Source organism: Dokdonia pacifica (genome assembly GCF_900188275.1).
GTDB lineage: Bacteria > Bacteroidota > Bacteroidia > Flavobacteriales > Flavobacteriaceae > Dokdonia > Dokdonia pacifica.
The window spans coordinates 327097-345719 of record NZ_FZNY01000001.1 but is presented as its reverse complement, the minus strand read 5'-3'; the positions used below and the strand labels follow the sequence as shown (position 1 = coordinate 345719).

The following is an 18623-nucleotide window of genomic DNA, read 5'->3' as shown; positions in this document are numbered from 1 at the left end:
ACAGTACAAGCGCAAGATAGCCTTCTTATAAAACAGCTGACTCAACATGTGGAGACATTTAGTATACAAGATTCTATATTTCAAGGGAAAGGATGGACGACACTTCTTAAGGAGATAGAAAAATCGGGTAATGTGTTGATAGGAGAATCTCATTTTACGAAGGAGATTCCTTATTTCACTTCGCAAATAGCAACACATCATTTTTTTGACAATTTTATTTTTGAGATTGATCCATTTTCGGCAGCTATTTTAGAAGATAAAATAAAGAATCTTAACGCATCCGGTCTGGAAGCATACTATAAAACATATGGAGAAAACTTTTCTTTTTATGCGTCCAAACCAGAATATGAACTTTTAAAACAATTAGCAAAAGCAGGTACTTCTTTTATTGGGACAGATCAAATCATAAAAATTGGAGATCGGTTAATTTTTAGTGAGTTGGCTTCAGAGACCAAAAATGAAACAGCAAAGGTTATTTTTAATCGGATAGTAACAAAATCTGCAAAGTATTATGATGCATTTTTAGAGGACACATCGAAAGATTTTTACATTGAAACCAAAGAATTCCTAAACGACTTAGAAGCACTTTCTAGCTTAGATTTATCTGAAAAAGAAAAAAAATGCATAGCAGCTTTTTATACAACAGTCAAGATTTTTAATACGGATGACCATTCATTTAGAATTGATGTCATGAAACACCAACTCATGAATCGTTATGACGATTGGGGTGTTAGAGGCAAGAAAAATCTTTTTAAATATGGGGCCGTTCATGCGCCCAAAGGAGAAAGTTTATTACGTATATATGATATAGGTAATTTGGTAAATAATATTTCAGACAGTCATTTTGATACCTCTTTACATATCATGATTGTAGGAATGACAGGAACTTCAGGAGCTCCTTTTAAAGGATTTCCACCTCAGAACGTATCTTATGAAAAGGGTATGCTACAACCCATCTCTCTATTTTTTAATGCTGTAAAAGGAGATCAATGGCATTGTTTTGATACTAGACCGATATGGAAAGCCTATTTACGAGGAGAATTAACGATTAAAAGCACAATGATTAAAAGAATTCTTAAAGGATATGATTATGTCATTATAATACCAGAAGTGACGGCTGCTGTTGTTGAAAAGAAGTAGCTAATGCCGCTAGCGCTCGTCTGTGACGAGTGTCGTTACGAGTGAGAACATATAAAATTGAAAGCTGTATCTATTTTGGGTGCAGCTTTTTGTATGTTAGGTAGTAGCGGTATGTGTTTTAACGCTACGCTCTCCCTTTAGGTTGTAAACCTGTCTGTCGGCAGACAGGTTTCGCTAGCTCGATTTCGTACTTCGACTAGCTCAGTATAAACTTCACTTTCGTGAAAGCGTAAAAGGAGATCAAGAAAAAAGTATATGTATGATGCGACAGGCATCAAACTCACAATAGTGTTTGTAAGCACTCGTTGCAAACGAGCGCTAGCGGGGGTATTCCTGTGTTTAATGATTTTAATTAATAAATTATGAAAAATGATATTGGTTATCAGATATTAGAGCCTGAATCTTTAGATAAACTATTTGGAGGTATTATTAGAGTTGAATTTAAAATTTTACTATTAAATGGGATATTATCAATTATAAGAGAAACGGAGATTATAAGAAAGTATAACATTATTGCCTTAGATGTAATTATGGTAAATTATATTAGTAAATATCCAGCTATTGGAGTAAGATATTCTAATAATGAAAATGATTATGGAGATGAAATAGAAGAGTATATTAATGAAATTATAAAATCGAGTTATATTTTTAATTTGATAAATTATATTGTTGATAATAATTCTCTTATTGAAGAGGATATATCAAAATTGACAAAACAGTAGGTGGGTAATGGGTAAAAATGTTGCTTTTGAAATTTATTATTAATTGTCCTCCGCTAGCGCTCATTTGTGACGAGTGCCGTCAAGAGAAAATATACATTGATTCTAACATTTGAAACTGTAAATGAATCATCGCTAACGTGTTAGTAATGCATAAAGAGATTATGAATCCAGAAGAATTTATTATATCCTATGAAACGGCTTTAGGTACTCAAGATTGGAAAGTCGTTGCGCCTTTGGTCGCTGAAAATGTAAGTGTTACCTTTTCTAATGGAACGGTACATATAGGAAAAGAAAATGTTCAAAAAGCATTTGAGAAAAATTTCTCCCTCATTAAGAATGAAAAATATGTTGTTGAAAATGTGCAATGGTTACTAAAGGATACAATGTATGCGGTCTATGTATTTGAATTTAGTTGGACGGGTATTATACATGGAAAATCTGCTTCTGGAAATGGGGTAGGTACTTCTGTCATAATAAAAGAAGATGCTCAATGGAAATTATTGACAGAGCATTTAGGAAGAAAACCCAATTGAATTTTTGTTTAAAATATAGCTGAAATAGAATGCTATAGTATAAATGTCGTCGCTAGCACTCGTTTGTAATAACTCTCCTGATTAAATAATATACAGATGAATACATGTATGAAATACACTTTTACTTTAGTTTTTGTATTAATTCTTTTTAGTTGTGCTGTTCAACATCAGAACCCAGAAATTGTAACTGTTATTGGTATAGCTAAAGATAAAAAGGCTAGGGCTGCTGTTACCTCTATTAAAGATGGAAAAGTATATGAACTAGATGAAATTCCATATTGGGATGAAGAAATAAGAGGTAAATTGATAAAAGTAACAGGAACTTTAATTGTAGAGAAATTAAAATTTGATAAAAATGACACGGTCTTAGGTGTCCCTGTGCAACAAGCAGTTGGTACTAGAAGGTTATTATTAAATCCTAAATGGGAAATAGTACCTAATAATAATGAATCAAATTAAAAGAAATCATACTTTTTACAACCCCTAGCGCTCATTTGCAACGAGTACCGTCAAGAGTAAAGAATACAAGAATAAAGGCGGTATCTATTTTAGGTACAGCTTTTTGTTTGTTAAGGAGTTGTTGTATCGATTTCGCGAAAGCGTAAAAAACATTTTTAAAAAGTATATTTATGACGCGACAGGTATCAAACTGACAATGGTGTTTGCAAGCACTCGTTACAAACGAGCGCTAGCAGGAGCTCCAATAGAAGTACCTCCTCAATAGGTTGTAGTATGAAAAAGTATGTATTTATAGCTTCTTTATTCTTAATGTTTTCATGTAATTCTGAAAAATTGTTAGTGGAAAAAGGATATGGATTATTACTTGATTTTAGTAAAGAAAAAATTAATATGTCTAAGTTTGATTTTGAAAACCGATCTAACGAGATTGTATCTCTCAATATTTCAAATAATAATTTAACTGAAATCCCTGTCTTTGTATATGAGTTAGAGAATTTGAGATTTCTATGGCTAGAAAATAATAAGATATCTAATATCTCTAGTGATATTGTCAAATTAAAGAAGCTAGAAAAAATAGGGTTGGACAATACCGAAATTAAAGAATTACCTTCCAATTTTCACGAATTAAAGAATCTAGAGTATATAATTTATTTAGATAATAGCTTAACAAATAGTCAGGCTGAAAGTATGCTTTGTTCAATGCCAGAAAAATCAGCAATATATCTTATTAAAGAAGAGGCATCAAAATCTACTTATCCTTGTAATTAGATAAAGGATAGGTATTTTAAAGTTCTCCACTAGCACTCATTTGCAACGAGTGCCGTCAAGAGTAAGAACATATAAGAATAACGTCACAAAAAAGTAAACCCCAATGTCATTGGGGTTTAGTATAACGAATTGTTGTATGATAAGGCTTTAAATTAGCCATTTGTAGTAGGAGAGCAAACACCTCCTGAGCAAAAGCCTGTAGGGCAATGTGGGAAGCCTGTTAAGCAAGCTAAACCATCTGATGTTGGACCGCAACTACTTACATAAGGTGTTAATCCTCCTTGAATAGATTTTTGTTCTGTCGTGTTTAGTGCTGTGCCTAAACTTGAAATGTTTTTAATCATAGCATTGTTTTTTAAAATTAATAATCAGCTCTAATTTAATAAAAATATCTGATTATCAATTAGTTATGAATTTATCGTAATTTTAGATAAATACAACGTAAATAGTAATACGTTAGAATACCATTTTTGAAAAAATGAAGTTAATTTATTAGTTTTTAGGAAATTATATAAAGAAAAGGCTAAGAAATTTTAATTCCATATTTATGAACTAGCCCTTCTACTCCGTCTTTAGAGAAACGAGCACCTTTTACTTGATTCTTGTCAAGATCAATGGTATAGTTTACGGCTGTTCTAAAATCTGCTTTTTGAAGATTTGTGGTGTCAAAAATGGTCCCTTTAAGATCGCAAGTAGTAAAAACAGCTTGTGATAAATTACTCTCTGTAAAATCTGCTTCTTTTAATGAACAGTCTTTGAAATGTGTGTTTGAAAGGGTGCATTGGTAACAATTAGCAAGATCTAAAACGCAATTTTCTGCCTGTATAGAAAGCATAAAGTCATTACATACACTTAGATCTACTCCCACCATTTTACATCCTTTAAATAGGACATTGTTAAGTGTAGTCCCACCAAACTTGGTATTGGTAAAATTACAGTCTATAAATGTGCATTCTAGAAAGTTTGTGTTTGAGATATGGAGTTCTGGAAATAGGCAATCCGTAAAAGTACAGTGGTCATACTCTCCAACAGTAAATTCCTGAAGCGTATAATCAATACCTTTATAAGTTTCATCTAGGAATAGCTTGGACATGTCTGTTTACTCTTTAATAGGCATAAAAATCTCAGCCTTCCACTGGAGTTCGTTACCACCCATATTAGGATTGTTATAGAATACTTCAATAGGGGTAAGGTCTATTGGGATGTTGTGGCTCTTGGCATAGGTTTGTAATGCATACCAAGCACGATCTGAGGTAATATAGTTGCCGTTATAAGTAGCTTTTATGGCCTTTTGTGAATGGTACTGCTTGTACTTGATTTGAGGATGCTCAGGTAAGCTATCGTTTTTCTTAATAGGAAAACAGAAATTGTATGCAATGCTATCTGTTTTGGTATCCCAATGGGTCACTTCTACAAAAGGAGTTCCGTTAAGTTCTACCTTTCCTTTCAGCATGATTTGAGTCAATAAAGAATAATTATACATCATTCCTTTTGCTTTTTCATCCTGTAAACCTTTAAGCGGTGTGTAGGCTACATAGGTAGCTCTTGTAGTATCCTCTCCGTTTATGGTGACTCTTGTTCTTTTAAGATGTGCGTTGAGAATGTCATAGAATTCTTTGACAGTAGCTTCAGAGCGTTTTTCGATGGCTGTTTTTGAAAACGGAATTGCAAGTTTATTAGCAAAGCTATGGTCATTATCTTTTACATATACTTTTACCCGTGATGTCGAGTCTGTTAAAGCCTCTATTTTCCAGGTATAGGTATGTATAGAATCTCCAAAATTAAATTGTTGTTTCAACTCATCAAATTGAGACTGATCTATAATCTTAGTACCTTCTATACCTGCATACCATGATTTTATAGATTGATTAATGGTTCCTACGGTTGTTTTGGCAGGAAACCGTACTACATAATCATAAGGTTTTATAAATAGATACCAGACTGCTACAAGAATGACTAGGATGAGTAGAAGACGTACTATCTTTTTCATAAGGTATTAATTTGAAGCTTGACTATTATTGATTTTCATTTTTAAAGAAGCATTGATAAATCTACCAATGTTTTTTCCTTGTACTAGACCATTATCTACAGCTGCACGGTAATGAATCCCTCCGTACAATCTACTCACAGCAGCTTCACTAGCAGCAGCTCTAAAGGAAGAGAAGCTACGTACAGGAAGTCCATACGGTAACTCTGTATCATCTACAAATGAAAAGCCATCACCAAAAATACTGGTTAATGCTTCAGAAGCAGCGCCAGAAACTACGGAGTGACCACTTACATATTCTGGAAATGGAGGAGTCTGTAAGATAGGTTGCCAGTTATCATTAAAATGTTCATTAATCAAGGTTTCTGGACGCACTAAATTACTACGGTATTTTTCATCCCAACAGCTTATAAAAGCATCGGCAATGGCAATAGATGTTTTTGTGTAGGTATACATAGTTTCCATTACATCATGCCCTGCATTTCTAGAGGCAATTTTAGCAATTCCAATCCAATGTGCACCAGGAGTGATTTTTTTTGTAGCAAACATCAAGTGTCCTCTTGTAACAGATACATAAGGATTACAGTCCCAAAATTGTGCAATCGCAATCTCTTCTGCATCATCTCCTTGTTTTGTAATACTTTCACTAATGTCATATACTTCTTTTAATTCTTTGTAAAAATCTGAAGATTTATCCATAGAGAATGCAGGAGGTGGTACCGGTTTAAATTGTGCTGCCGAGTCAATTACAAATGGGCGTATTTTGTTCCAGTGTGGTTCAATCCCATCTGCATAGGCAGGTGGAGTAGGTTGCCATCTAGAAGGGTCGTCGGTAATGACAGAAAACTTAGGCATCGTACGTGTTTCTTTGTACATATCTTTATCCATCCACGCAGCAACATGCTCTGCTACGGCAAGACCATATGTTTTTGAAGTTGTGTATTCTGTAGGGTTTTTGGTATTCCATAATTGATATAAACTATCTCTATAGGGGGTGATCATATCTTCAGAAAACACCAAACGTCTACTTAAATCCATATGCGCTACTAATGCAGCGAGTTCATAATTTAAATGTTCTGTAGTTGCTGGCTCTGGAATAGCTTCAAAATCGGTGAGTTGAGTTGCTAAAGAGTTGTAGTCTGAAGCTTTACTAGCTAAGATTTCATAGGCCGCTACATTAGGATAGGCATAAATTCTACTCGCTTGTGGTGGAGAGAATATATCATGTATCATCACTTCTGTTACATTATTGACAGATGTGTGAAAATCTTCAGCAGTAATGGTGATAGGTTCTACTGGTTTTTCTTCACAAGCGGTAAAGAGAAAAACAAGTAGGAGTACTCCAAAATAACGGGATAATAGGGTATTCATGTTGCGTTTATTTTTGTAATTGGTATACATGTGCTTTGTCATTATTAAAAGTAACCAAAAGGTATGTTTTTGTATCTAGGGTTAGGAGGTTGAGATGCCTTACTGATTTTTGAGAAAGGTCCAATCCTAATCGATGACCTAATGTACTACTTCCATCACTTTTAAGCAACGCTCCAGAGAAAGAATCAAGTCTTCCGTGAAAAGGTTTTACACCAAAGTAATTTCCAGCAGCGAGTACTTCTTCTTTTCCATCTCCATCAAAATCATATACGGTCAATGCCATGATGGGTGCCGTTTGTAAGTTTTCGCCGAAAGGCACAAAAGAAAAACGACCTCCTTCATTTTTAAGATACCCAGATTGTAAGGTGTGTACCGTGAGTTTTGTACTTTCTGAGATGGCTTTTTTACCCATGATCTCTTCAACCGTTTGGCCTCCAAAATCTTTATAACTCGTATATTTTTTAAAGAGGTGTGTCATCTGACTTCCTAATTCATTTAATCCTAGTAAGGGGTAATAGGCTCCATTTTTTTGAGTAGCGACTATGGTTTCTGATTGCCCGTTATCATCAAAATCATCTAGATATGCATACATGGGTGCTTCTGGCGAGGCAGCAAACTTGCTGTTTTCTCCCCAATTTCCCAAGATATAATCCATGTCTCCATCGGCATCCATATCAAATGGTTGTAGGGTCTGCCATAGGCCATTAAGAGCATCTTCATACATACTTACTTTTTGAAGTGTGCCGTTAGTATTGGTATAAAATTGTGGAGCCATCCATTCTCCAATAAGGATAAGATCTTTTGTGCCATCGGCATTAAAATCACTCCAAACCGCATCAGTAATCATTCCGATGTTATCAAAAGAAATGGCAGTATCTATAGTAAAAGTCCCTTTGTTATTGCGAAGTAATAGTGATTGTGATGGGCGTCCAAAGTCATTTGCAATGGCTTGGTTTCCTACAAATACATCGAGGTCTCCATCGGCATCATAATCATGTACGGCAAGAACAGAAGCGTTCTGAAAGCTTTCTGGAAGCTGTTGTTGTACAAAAGTCGTGTCTTGTGCTGTGTAATAAAGGTCTTTAAGGGGTTGGGCATTATTATCAAAATCGGCACCTCCTGTCCCGATGATCAGATCTGCACGTCCATCTTGATTAAAGTCCTGAAGGGTTGCTACCACATCTTCTGTAATCGTTTCTTTGGTGATTTCTGGATAGGTAGCTTCTGAAAATCCAGTACTATCACTAAGGTAAATTTTAGACGTCATAAACTTTGAGCTCCCAAAATAAATATCGTCTTTCTGATCTCCGTTTATATCGCCAATAGCAACAGCTGGACCACGATCGGATACTTGGTACGGGATGAGTTTTTGCCTGTTAAAATCAATATATCGGTCTTCTGTATGTGTAAAATCAATCCCTAGATTATCGGCTACTTTTTTGAAAAGAGGCTTGTGTACGGGTTGTAAGGTACCGTAATCAAATGGAGTATTGCCTTTCGGCGAAATGGTAAGTGTTTGGTTTGTGGTTACATCTGTTAGTACTTGTGATGTCTTATCAGGCCATACAACTCTAAGCGAATCTATCGTAGCTGTCGTGCCAAATCCAAAATGAAGTATCGGCTCTGATGATGCCTGAAAACCACGTACGGTGTATAGTTCTTTATACTGTAATTGCCCTTTGTGATATGCAAAAACCTTTGTGCCTATTCCGAAAGCATTTGCCTTTGGATATTCAAAACGAATCTTTAAATAATTGGCAGCAGCATCCGTTGTATTTTGATATACTTGTGGCGTGCTATTAATAGTATTGGTTACAATATCTAAGTCACCATCATTATCCAGATCGGCTAGGGCAGTGGCACCAGATACAAGCGTGTCTTTTTGAGTCCATGTGCCAGAGAGGTCTTCAAAAGCTAGTTTCCCTTTCCCTTTAAATATATAATTGTGCGTATTTCCCTTAGGCATTAATTCTAATGCTTTCTGATCAATAAGCTTGGTATTACTTATTTTATTTTGAATTTGCTCACTGGAGATAAAACGAATATAATCTAGATCATTAGGACGTTTAGGAATTCCGTTTGAGATAAAAAGATCTTGTGAACTATCTTGATCAAAATCGGCAAATAAAGCACTCCAACTCCAATCGGTAGCAGCAATACCACTTAACAATGCAGTTTCTTGATAATCGTATCCTTTTTGGTTTACATATAGCATATTGCGTGTAAACTGATAATGATATCCAAAGCGATCAATACGTAACTTCTGCGTTTGAATATTATCATCTCCTTCAGACGATTTTAATACTTTTTCATTTTCAGGAAGCATGTCTAGTGAGATCATATCTGGCCAACCATCGCTATTAATATCTGCCACATCATTTCCCATAGAAAATCGTGAAGTGTGTCCAAAATAGTCTTTTAAGCTTTCGCGAAAGCTTCCTTCTCCCGTATTCAAATAATAATAATCATCTTCATGAAAATCATTTCCTACGTAAATATCAGGCCATCCGTCTTGATTAAAATCGGCAATAGCAATTCCTAATCCGTAACTATTAATACCTCCTAGAATACCTGCTTCTTCACTTACATCTGTAAATGTGTTGCCGTCATTACGCATGAGTCGATCTCCCGTCTCATAATTTCGCTTAAAGCGTAAAGAAGCCTTTCCGTATGATTCTTGGGTATGTACCGCATGATTAAGAATATAAATGTCCAAATCGCCATCTAAATCATAATCTAAAAATGCAGCATTAGAGCTGTAAGTATCTAGATCTAGACCGTACTTTGCGGCACTTTCTGTAAATGTTGCATCTCCATTATTGATGTATAATTCGTTATATCCATCAAAACCATTAATGCCTACGACAGCACACACGTAAATATCTAATAAACCATCACCATTTACATCGCCCATCACAGCACCCGTATTCCATGTACTATTGCCTGCGATACCTGCTTTATCACTAATATCTTCAAATTGAAGATTTCCTTTGTTGAGGTATAATTTATTCTTTACTTGATTGCCCGAAATAAAAATATCAGGAAGATGATCACCATTGATATCGCCTATGGCAAGGCCCCCACCATTATAAAAGTAGAGGTAATCAATAATATTAAAATCGTCACTCTCTGTAAGGGTGTTTACAAAGGTAAGCCCTGTATCTGCCGCCGAAGGGTTTTTAAATAAGGTGTCTTTCTCTTTACAACCTATGAGTATAAAGAGTAGACTAAGAAATATGATATTTCTAATTACCGGCATTGTATACTCTTGGTTTTTCGTTATTAATAGCCGCAATTAAAAAGGTGTTGCCTTTGCTATCTTTAAATGTTGCTAGGTGTTTAATCTCTTCGCGTACTTCAAAACCACTGGTGGTATAATCTTGCCAAGTAAACCCAAGATTTCCATCGCCTAATAATACATTCCCGCTGCTGGCATCTAGTTGTGAGTACTGAGGTTTGAATTCAAAATTATTACCTCCCATCACAAGATCAAGATTTCCATCATTATTAATATCTGTACAGGCAATACCACATACACATGATAATTGCACACGAACTGGTAAATCTTGAATTTTAAAAGTACCATTGCCTTCATTAATCGCAATGACAGAAGATGCGGTTTGTACTTGCTTTACGATAGATACATCAATGACTTCTTTTGGGAATAATTCATCGATAGATCGCTTTGCATAATCTGATGCTTTGATGTTTTGCTTTTTAAGAGATACTAACTGTCCCGTAAGCTCTTTCTTTTGATGTAATGGATAGTCTTTGCCATCTTTATGAAAGGTCGTTATTTGTTCTATGGTACCATTGTTATCAAAATCATTGATGTACATTTTCATTGGGGCGCCTTCTTCAGGTTTGTAATGAATATTAGTTCCTTCATTTCCTAATACAAGATCAAGGTCGCCATCATTATCAAGATCTGATGCTTCTACTGTATTCCACCATCCATGTAATTCATCTAATGAGCTTTTCATAGCCGTAAGACGTCTTCCGTTATTTTTAAAGATTTTTGTGGTTCCCCATTCTGAAGTAACGACAAGATCTTTTTTGCCATCTTGATCCATATCTGCCCAAAGTGCATCGGTAATCATTCCTGCATTTTTAATAGGGTAGGCAATACGCTCTGTTGCGTTAGAGAATTCGCCGTTTCCTCTATTTTCAAGGAAAAGATGTTCAGGGTCAATTCCATATACTGCAATCACACTTCGAGACCCTACAAATACATCCATATCGCCATCGTCATCAAAATCATATGGAGCGATTACAGACATGTTTTGGTATGCAGAAGGGATGGTGTAGTCCGCTTTCGCGAAAGCGCCTTTACCATCATTCAAATATAAACGAAGACTATAATCGGTTTTGGTAGTTACCTCATTACCGCCTGAGCCTACCATCAAATCTAAATCACCATCATTATCTGCATCAAAAAATGCCGCGGCCGAATCTTCATAATTGGCTTCTTTTTTAAAGATGGCATTGTTAGGTGCTTTAACTAATTTTCCATTTCCTTTATGTAAATAAAGAGTTCCTGCTTGTTTTTTAGCGCCTCCAATAAATATGTCTTCATGTCCATCACCATTTACATCTCCAATAGCTAGAGAAGGTCCTTCTTGAGATAGTTTTTTTGCAATGAGGCCTTCATAATCAAAGTCGCTGTATTCATTTTCTTTATGGGCGTCTAATGATGTGTTTGCAACCTCATTAAAAAGTGTTTTGGCTTTTTTAGGAGCCGGTGCTTTATACGTACTTGTAGCATCGGTAATCTGTAATTGAAGTGTTTGGTTGACCGTTAGGTTTTCAAAAACCTGTGTCTTGTCATTAGGCCAAATCACACGAAGAGAATCTATTTTTTGAGAAGTTCCTAATCCTATAGTCATTGCATGTTCCATAGAAGATTGAAATCCTCTTGATGGGACAAGCTCTTGAATATAAGTTTGACCTCCGTGATATAAGCGTACAGAAGTACCAATAGCGAAAGGGTTTTTTTCTGCTCCTTTAAATTTTAATTTGATGTAGTTGTTATCTCTTTCTTTATCGGTATTATTTCTAAATACAAAAGAAGGCATGTTTACATTATTTACAACAAGGTCTAAATCGCCATCATTATCTAAATCGCCATAAGCAGCACCATTAGACATACTTAAAATTTCAAGTCCCCAATCGTTGGCTTTGTTTTCAAAAGTGATGTCTCCTTGGTTATGATAGGCATAATTAGACAAAGGTTTTACGGGCATTTTATTAATAATGGTGTCTAAAACTCTTGTTTCTCCTGTGGCCTTACTTTGAATAATTTCATTAGCAAAAAAGTCTACAAAATCTAAATCGGTAAGGTCATGGTTAATACCATTGGTAACATAAATATCTCTATAGCCATCATTATCCATGTCAAATACAAGTCCAGACCAACTCCAATCTGTCGCTTCTACACCACTGTGGTAGGCTACTTCTGAGAAGGTGCCATTTCCATTATTAACCTGTAAGGTGTTTTGGATAAACTGCTGGTAGAAATCATTACGCTGTTTTCTCTTGTATACATTGTATCCGTCAAACTCCATGACAGATTTTACACGTTCTTCTCCATCAGGAAGCATATCTGTAATAAAAATATCCTGTAGTCCGTCATTATTAATATCTGAAATATCAACGCCCATCGCAGAGAGTGATAGGTGAGAAGTCCATTTTTTTATTTCTTCAGTAAAGGTGCCATCTTGATTATTGATATAAAGGTAGTCACGCTCAAAAAAGTCATTAGAGATATAAATATCAGGATATAAATCGTGATTAATATCTGTAACCATTACACCTAATCCAAAACCGATAAGTGACCCATATATACCCGCTTCGTCACTTACGTCTGTAAAAACACCATCGTCATTACGCATTAATAAATCTCCAACACCTCTAAATTGGCTATCTACATTCTCCCAATCCTGAGCACGTTTATCTCGTTGTCCTTTATTTCCTAGACTGCTTACAGGGACATTGCTGTTATTTAAAATATATACATCTAGATCACCATCTTTATCATAGTCAAAGAAAGAGGCATGTGTAGAAAATCCAGAAGTTGCAAGATTGTATTCTTTTGCTTTTTCTGAAAATGTAAGATCTCCATTATTGATATATAAATCATTGTCATGGTTATCTGCTTCTAAATTTCCTGCATTACTTACATAGATATCTAATAGTCCATCTGCATTGATATCTGCCATAGTAACTCCTGTAGACCAAGCTTTGTTACCTTCAATTCCCGCTTTTTCTGAAATGTCTTCAAACGTAAAATCTCCTTTGTTTAGATACAGTTTATTCTTCTCCATATTTGCCGTGAGAAAAATATCAGGAAGTCCATCGTTATTAATATCACCTATAGCCACACCACCACCATTATAGAAGTTGCGGTATTTGAAAATATTAAAATCCTTTTGGTTTTTTATGTTATTTACAAAGTCAATACCGGTTTCTTCTTTAGAAAGGAGTGTAAATAGTGGATTTCCTTCTGTTGTTTTTTGTTTTTCGTCTTCTTTTTCTTTGGTAGTCGAAGTACACCCTATGATGCATAGAGCTAAGAAAGCTCCAATAACGGTTTGGTATGTGAATTTAATTTGCATATGCTATTACTTCTCTTGTTTTAGAAATATAGGAGTATCGTTATTACGTCCTACGACATAAAAAATACGATCTGTTATTTTAATTTTTTGAATACTACGGGAAGCCCCACTAATATCATAATCTTGATTTGAAAGGACTATAAAATTGCCTTTAGTATCATTTTTCAAAAATACGCCATGAGAGCCATCTAGCCTACCTAATTGGGTACTTATTTCATAGTTATTACCTACTAAAAGCGCATCTAGAAAGCCATCTTGATCAAAATCTTCAATAAGGATGTCTTCTACTGTAGAAACTTGTGCTAAGAAAGGTAATTCATGTGCTTGAAAAGTGTTGTTTCCTTTGTTTTCAAAATAGGTAGAAGCAAATAGGTATGCTTCTTTCTTTTCCGATTCTTGTAATTTCTTTTTGTCTAGTAATTGTTCTATATCCGCTTTCGCGAAAGCGTTATAAGACAGATACTTTTTATTAAGCAACGGAATCTGCTTTACGAGTTCATCTTTAGTGGCAATTGTGGTTTCTGTTCCTTGATAATAATAGGTAACAATCGGGTCAATTTGATTGTTGTTATCAAAATCATTGCGATATAAGGTCACTGGTTCTTCTAGGGTAGGTTTTAAACGGGTATTGAGTCCCCAATTCCCAGCGATGATATCTTGATCCCCATCATTATCAAAATCGGCTACTTTAATGCTATTCCACCATCCATGCGTGTTTTTTAACCCAGTTGTTTTTTGAAGGGTTAGGGAAGTGCCATCGTTTATAAAAATAGAAATAGGCATCCAGTGGCCAGCTACAATGGCATCAGGATATCCATTACCATTAAGATCCTGCCAAGTAATATCATATACATTTCCTATGTTTTGAAAATCTTTTGCATAGGTATTTGTAATCTCTTCAAAATGTCCCTTACCATCATTTTTAAATAGATATTGTGTCGGGGTTTTGCCAAATTGATGTGGTACTACATTGGCAGTAATACAAACATCCATATCTCCATCATTGTCTATATCGATAGCAGTAACTTTAGATGCATTTACAAAAAGGTCTTTAAATTGGGTTTCATCTCTTTGTAATGTGTTTTGAGATGTAAGGTATAATCTTGGTGTGAGTGGTTTTCCTTGTTTAAATTCATTACCTCCGCTTACAATAAGTACATCATTTATTTGATCTCCATTGGCATCAAAGATAAGTGCATGTGTATCCTCATGAATTTGCGTGTTTTTGGCATCTGGTAGTTCTTGCACTTGAAAGTTGCCGGATGCATCCTGAATCCATAGTTGAGTTGATTGTCCTTTTGCTCCTAGAGTAAGGATATCTTCTCTTTGATCATTTGTAAGGTCACCTATAGCGATATGAGGCCCTAAATTGGTACTCGCGTACGGAATTAAGGGAGAACGACTAAACTCTATGGAAGTACCGTCACGATGATTAAAATCTATGGGAGCTGTTGTGTTTGTAATAAAAGAGGTTTGTGATTGCTTTGTGTATGGATATGTGTTTTCTGATGTATTGTTGTAGTTCAAGATAATACGTTGATTTGCTTTTGTGTTTTGGAGGGTTTGATATTTTCCATCTGGCCAGATAACTTGAAGCGAATCTATAGTTTCTTGGTTTCCTAATCCAACGAGTATACTAGGAGGTGTTGCAGATAGGTATCCTTGCGTAGTATAATTTTCGAAAAATTGTTTTTGTTTGCCAGCATATACAATCACTTTTGCTCCTATGCCTTTTGTGTTTGTAGGACTCCCTTCAAAATGTATTTTTATATAGTTTGTATTGCTACTGTCTACTTGTGTTGTGTTTTCTAAAATGAATGCATTTTGATTTACATTATTTACTACAAGATCTACATCTCCATCGTTATCAAGATCTGCATAGCTAGCGCCATTACTAAAAGATGCTTGTTCTATTTGCCAATGATTACTGACATCTTCAAATTGAGCGTTGCCTATATTCTTATAGAAGTAATTGACAGTTTTCTTTTCGGGTAATTCATCAATGAATTTGAGTTCTTCAGAACTCATTCCTTGGCCTAGTTTTTTTTGGATACTTTCATTAGAGATAAAGTTAACAAAATCCATATCGTTGGTTGCTCCTTGTATTCCATTGGTAATATAAATATCCTTATGGCCATCATTATCAAAATCGGCAATAAGAGGCGACCATGACCATTCTGTAGCAGAGATACCACTTAAAAAAGCAGTTTCTGCATATTTGCCATTTCCTAGATTGAGGTGTAATGTATTTTGCATGAATTGGGGTTCATATCCATTACGAAGCTGATTTTGAAATATGGGATAATTGTATTCGGCTCCAGAGACTTTTAGTGTGTGTAAATCTTCTGGTAGCATGTCTAATGACATAATATCTGGATGTCCATCATTATTAACATCAGTAATGGCATTTCCCATAGAAAAATGAGAACTATGCCCAAGTGCGGACTGTGTAGAGTTTACTTCTACAAATGTTTTGTTTTTTTGATTGATGTAGAGGTAATCATTTTCAAAGAAATCATTACCTAAATAAATATCTGGGTATCCATCGTTATTGATATCAGATATAGAAATACCTAATCCATATCCTAATCTGCTTTGGAAGATGCCAGAAGTATCTGTAACATCTATGAAACGCCCATTTTGATTTTCTAATAATTTGTCTCCGTAAATAGAATCTTTTTGAGTTCGTAGTCCTCCTTTTCCGTAGTTGCTATTAGGGTGTAATGAATGATTTAAAATAAAAACATCTAAATCTCCATCTACATCATAATCAAAAAATGATGCTTGTGTGGTTAGACCTTTTAAAGCTAGGTTATATGTAGTAGCTTGTTCTTTAAATTGCGGAATACCATCTGGGGTATTTCCTTGATTGATAAATAACAGATTGGATCCTTCTATTTCTAGGTGCCCGTTTATCTTAGAAACGTATATGTCCATACGTCCGTCGTTATTAATATCTACTGTAGTAACTCCAGTTGTCCAGCCTTGATCATTCTGTATGCCTGATAAAGAAGTAGTATTTGTAAACTGTAGTTTTCCTTTATTTATATAGAGTTGATCTGCTTGTTGATTTGAAGTAAAATAAATGTCATCTAACCCGTCATTATTAAAATCGGCAATAGCAGTACCTGCTCCATTATAGAAATAGAGATAATTTAAAATATTAAGTTCAGGTGTATTTTGAACAGTATTTGAAAATGAAATGCCAGAATCAGCTACTTCAATAAATTTAGGCTGAAGTATTGTTTTTTCTTTACAAGAGACGAAGAAAAAGGAAATGATTAATATGAAAAATAGGGGTTTCAATGTAAATCTAAAATGCAATTTTACTAAAAGAAAAGTGAATAAAAAAGAGGGTTGAAACAACCCTCTTTTTAAGCTTAATTCAAAATTTAGGTTTAGTAACCTGGATTCTGTGTCAAATTAGGGTTAAGAATAACCTGACTTGCTGGAATTGGGAATAAATTCAAGTTGGCATCACCTACAGCTCCTGGGCTTTTAAGCTCCCAGTCTCTAGTATATTGACCAAAACGAATCATATCATTTCTTCTCCATATTTCAGCATATAATTCACGTCCTCTTTCATCTAATAAATCTTGCTCAGTTACTGCTCCTAATGGTGCAGCTCCTCTTAGTATACGTAATGTGTTAACTTCTGAAGTAGCATCACCACCACCACGTAACATTGCTTCTGCTCTCATTAAGTGAGCATCTGAGAATCTAAAGAATATTTCGTGCTCAGTAAACCCTCCGTAACGTGGGTTGTACTTCTGAAGGCGTATACCAGTAGTTTCATCATTGTTAATTAAGTTGCTATTTCCATCACCATCTACAAAATCTCTTTTGAATGTTAATGGTGCACCTGGACGATCTGTTAATGGAGTTCCATCGATCTCATATTGTTGACCAATTAAGAATCCAAACCCTATGTTAGAACCTCTTTCAAATCCTGGAAAATCCCCAGACTCTTCAGTTCCAGCATCACCTGTAAAAGGCACACCCATTGTAGGTACAAATCCACGACGCTCTTCTTGTCCACTTCCAGGAACATTGATATTAGGATCTCCTTCAAATAGATCATAATATTCTGCAAGTGTAGAGAATCCATTCCATCCACCTCCAGCAATTTCTGGAGCCATGTTGTAGTGTAATCCATTCCAAATTCTATTTCCTACACCAGTAGGTAAGAACCAGATTGTTTCTGCATCTAATTCATTTCTAAAGATGTCAAAATATCCGTCTACAAGACCGTATCCTTCACCTTCAATTTCATTTACTAAAGAAACTACTTGGTTCATGTCTGCACTATCAGGCGAAGTACCAAGGTAGATATGCTTATTTAAAAGCACTTTAGCTAATAAATAACGAGCAGCAGCTTTAGAACCTCTAGCATGAGCAGAGTTATTATCTCCTACTCCAGCACCTGGAGCAAGTGAAGGTAAATTAGCAATTGCTGTGTTAAGATCAGATACAATTAAGTCTACAGCTTCTTGTCCTCTAAGTACAGCAGGATCTTCTAATAAAGATGCTTCTGGATCACGGAAAGGAACTTGTCCGTAGTTATCTAAAATTACAAATGTTCCTAACGCTCTTAAGAAATGTGCATCTCCTAACTGAGCAGGAGAAGCATTAGAAAGTGGAGAAATTACTTGTGTTGCAGCAAAGTGAGTTTGGTTCCACTGGTTCCATACATTAAGAATAAATGCATGCTCAGTTGTCCAGTTGTGCTGGTGTAACTGTCTCCAGATACCGTTATCTCCCCAGTCAGATCCACGAGTTGGGATAAGGGCTGCGTCTGTAGTAACTTCACTCAAGGCAAATAAGTTTGCTTGATCTCCAACTTGACCATTAAGGCTGTTGTATATTCCCTGGATGAAAGAGTCTGGATCTTCAACTCCTTCAAAACCAGCAGCAGTAATAAGAGAATCTGTCTCTTCTACTTCTAGATCAGTACAAGATGTGATAACACCAAGTGCTAACATACCGAGTAGTAATACTCTAAGTTTAAATGTGTGTTTCATAGTTTCTG

Annotated in this window: 13 protein-coding genes; 5 read left to right on the top strand and 8 right to left on the bottom strand. The window is 35.3% G+C overall.

Annotated features, from left to right (window positions below; translation table 11 throughout):
• The first annotated feature begins 48 nt into the window (after window positions 1-48).
• From CHB80_RS01520 to CHB80_RS01500, 5 genes are all read left to right on the top strand, one after another.
• Entirely contained in the window at window positions 49-1140 is a 1092-nt protein-coding gene (locus CHB80_RS01520) for a hypothetical protein (RefSeq protein WP_143337027.1), read from the top strand.
• A 362-nt stretch (window positions 1141-1502) separates the two neighbouring features.
• On the top strand, window positions 1503-1862 hold the full coding sequence (locus CHB80_RS01515; RefSeq protein ID WP_089369671.1) for a hypothetical protein: 360 nt from the start codon (window positions 1503-1505) through the stop codon (window positions 1860-1862).
• Between the two features lie 146 nt (window positions 1863-2008).
• A complete protein-coding gene (locus tag CHB80_RS01510; RefSeq protein ID WP_089369670.1) occupies window positions 2009-2395 on the top strand; it encodes a nuclear transport factor 2 family protein in 387 nt (128 codons plus the stop codon).
• Between the two features lie 108 nt (window positions 2396-2503).
• Window positions 2504-2854: a hypothetical protein gene (locus tag CHB80_RS01505; protein WP_143337026.1), complete on the top strand. Its 351-nt coding sequence runs from the start codon at window positions 2504-2506 to the stop codon at window positions 2852-2854.
• A gap of 273 nt (window positions 2855-3127) precedes the next feature.
• A complete protein-coding gene (locus CHB80_RS01500; protein WP_089369668.1) occupies window positions 3128-3622 on the top strand; it encodes a leucine-rich repeat domain-containing protein in 495 nt (164 codons plus the stop codon).
• 152 nt (window positions 3623-3774) lie between these two features.
• Here the strand turns inward: CHB80_RS01500 and CHB80_RS01495 are convergent, their stop codons facing one another.
• From CHB80_RS01495 to CHB80_RS01460, 8 genes are all read right to left on the bottom strand, one after another.
• Window positions 3775-3966, bottom strand: coding sequence for a hypothetical protein (locus CHB80_RS01495; RefSeq protein ID WP_089369667.1), 192 nt, complete (start codon window positions 3964-3966; stop codon window positions 3775-3777).
• Window positions 3967-4145: 179 nt separating this feature from the next.
• A complete protein-coding gene (locus CHB80_RS01490; protein ID WP_089369666.1) occupies window positions 4146-4715 on the bottom strand; it encodes a pentapeptide repeat-containing protein in 570 nt (189 codons plus the stop codon).
• A 6-nt stretch (window positions 4716-4721) separates the two neighbouring features.
• Window positions 4722-5612 carry a GyrI-like domain-containing protein gene (locus CHB80_RS01485; RefSeq protein WP_089369665.1) on the bottom strand — a complete coding sequence of 297 codons (891 nt, stop codon included), beginning with the start codon at window positions 5610-5612 and terminating at the stop codon, window positions 4722-4724.
• 6 nt (window positions 5613-5618) lie between these two features.
• Complete coding sequence (locus CHB80_RS01480) at window positions 5619-6980, bottom strand: vanadium-dependent haloperoxidase (protein WP_089370741.1); 1362 nt, start codon at window positions 6978-6980, stop codon at window positions 5619-5621.
• A 7-nt stretch (window positions 6981-6987) separates the two neighbouring features.
• Window positions 6988-10239, bottom strand: coding sequence for a VCBS repeat-containing protein (locus CHB80_RS01475; RefSeq protein WP_089369664.1), 3252 nt, complete (start codon window positions 10237-10239; stop codon window positions 6988-6990).
• Complete coding sequence (locus tag CHB80_RS01470; RefSeq protein WP_089369663.1) at window positions 10226-13594, bottom strand: VCBS repeat-containing protein; 3369 nt, start codon at window positions 13592-13594, stop codon at window positions 10226-10228. Before CHB80_RS01470 ends, CHB80_RS01475 begins: the two co-directional genes overlap by 14 nt.
• A gap of 6 nt (window positions 13595-13600) precedes the next feature.
• A complete protein-coding gene (locus tag CHB80_RS01465; RefSeq protein WP_089370740.1) occupies window positions 13601-16900 on the bottom strand; it encodes a VCBS repeat-containing protein in 3300 nt (1099 codons plus the stop codon).
• A 92-nt stretch (window positions 16901-16992) separates the two neighbouring features.
• Window positions 16993-18615, bottom strand: coding sequence for a RagB/SusD family nutrient uptake outer membrane protein (locus tag CHB80_RS01460; protein ID WP_089369662.1), 1623 nt, complete (start codon window positions 18613-18615; stop codon window positions 16993-16995).
• Window positions 18616-18623: the final 8 nt, after the last annotated feature.

Bases quoted from the DNA above. Each gene is read 5' to 3' on its own strand.
- CHB80_RS01500 (WP_089369668.1), top strand. From the start codon at position 3,128: ATGAAAAAGTATGTATTTATAGCTTCTTTATTCTTAATGTTTTCATGT.
- CHB80_RS01485 (WP_089369665.1), bottom strand. From the start codon at position 5,612: ATGAAAAAGATAGTACGTCTTCTACTCATCCTAGTCATTCTTGTAGCA.
- CHB80_RS01505 (WP_143337026.1), top strand. From the start codon at position 2,504: ATGAAATACACTTTTACTTTAGTTTTTGTATTAATTCTTTTTAGTTGT.
- CHB80_RS01460 (WP_089369662.1), bottom strand. From the start codon at position 18,615: ATGAAACACACATTTAAACTTAGAGTATTACTACTCGGTATGTTAGCA.
- CHB80_RS01480 (WP_089370741.1), bottom strand. From the start codon at position 6,980: ATGAATACCCTATTATCCCGTTATTTTGGAGTACTCCTACTTGTTTTT.
- CHB80_RS01495 (WP_089369667.1), bottom strand. From the start codon at position 3,966: ATGATTAAAAACATTTCAAGTTTAGGCACAGCACTAAACACGACAGAA.
- CHB80_RS01490 (WP_089369666.1), bottom strand. From the start codon at position 4,715: ATGTCCAAGCTATTCCTAGATGAAACTTATAAAGGTATTGATTATACG.
- CHB80_RS01470 (WP_089369663.1), bottom strand. From the start codon at position 13,594: ATGCAAATTAAATTCACATACCAAACCGTTATTGGAGCTTTCTTAGCT.
- CHB80_RS01475 (WP_089369664.1), bottom strand. From the start codon at position 10,239: ATGCCGGTAATTAGAAATATCATATTTCTTAGTCTACTCTTTATACTC.
- CHB80_RS01510 (WP_089369670.1), top strand. From the start codon at position 2,009: ATGCATAAAGAGATTATGAATCCAGAAGAATTTATTATATCCTATGAA.
- CHB80_RS01515 (WP_089369671.1), top strand. From the start codon at position 1,503: ATGAAAAATGATATTGGTTATCAGATATTAGAGCCTGAATCTTTAGAT.